The sequence below is a fragment of the Mesorhizobium sp. 43Arga genome (assembly GCF_053714255.1).
In genome coordinates this window covers 1-1,158 of the sequence record NZ_JBSKBO010000044.1, presented here as the reverse complement: position 1 = coordinate 1,158, position 1,158 = coordinate 1, and the positions used below count along the sequence as shown (strand labels likewise).

General features: G+C 65.9%; 1 protein-coding gene. It reads left to right on the top strand.

Going from position 1 to position 1,158, the window contains the following annotated elements; translation table 11 throughout:
• On the top strand, window positions 1-1,002 hold a 1,002-nt coding region (locus ACWGS8_RS35135; protein WP_454585201.1), incomplete at its 5' end, for an IS110 family transposase.
• Window positions 1,003-1,158: the final 156 nt, after the last annotated feature.

The following is a 1,158-nucleotide window of genomic DNA, read 5'->3' as shown; positions in this document are numbered from 1 at the left end:
ATCGATTTGGCCAAGAATGTGTTTCAGGTGCACGGTGTGGATGCTGCCGGGAAGGTGGTGGTGCAGCGCCAGCTGCGCCGCGCGCAGGTGGAGAAGTTCTTCGCCGCGCAGCCGCCGGCGCTGATCGGCATGGAGGCCTGCGGCTCGGCCCATCATTGGGCCCGCACGCTCAGCGCGCTTGGCCACGAGGTCAAGCTGATGCCGCCGGCCTATGTGAAGCCCTACGTTCCGCGCAACAAGAACGATGTCCGCGACGCGCAAGGCTGTTGCGAGGCGGTGAGCCGGCCCGACATGCGCTTCGTGCCGATCAAGACGGTCGAACAGCAATGGGCCCGGGCGCTCCACCGCACGCGCGACCTTCTGGTGCGCCAGCGCACGCAACTGGCCAACGCCATGCGAGGCATGCTCTATGAGATGGGCCTGGTAAGTGCCAAAGGAGCAGCGGGCATCGAGACCTTGCTGCAGCGCGTTGACGCGGCCGATGAAGCCATCCCCGTGGCGCTTTTGATCTGCCTGGTGCCTCTGGCCGGGCAATGGCGCGCGCTGGATGGCGAGATCGGCAAGCTGGACAAGCAGATCCTGGCTCGGGTCAGGCAGCAGCGGGCAGCTTCGCGGCTGACGACGATCCCGAGCGTCGGCCCGATCATCGCGCATGCGACCGTCGCGGCCATCGGCGATGGCCGTCAGTTCGCCTCGGCCAGGGACTTCGCCGCCTGGCTGGGCCTGACCCGCAAGAGCCATGACACCGGCGGCAAGCACAGGCCGACAGGCCATATCAGCCGTGCCGGCGACAGGGACCTGCGAAGGCTGCTCATTCTCGGCGCCAGTTCCTGGCTGCGTCAGGTCAGGGCCAAACCCGACAAAGGCTCGCCCTGGATACGCGGCCTGCTGGCCAGGCGGCCGGTCAAGGTCGCCGTCGTGGCGCAGGCGGCCAAGACCGCTCGCGTCATCTGGGCAATGCTCACCTCAGGTCAACAATACAGGGCCCCGGCGGCGGCTTAACCGCAATCGAGGCCCTTAACAGCGTAAGGAGCAAAAAGGCAGCACGGCAAAATGGTCAGGACCTGGATCGGCACACTCCGCCTTCGTCATCGCGACACCAAAGCGCGCTAGAATGATTGGAACCGATCCGCGTAACCCTTGTTGGTCAGCGGTCAT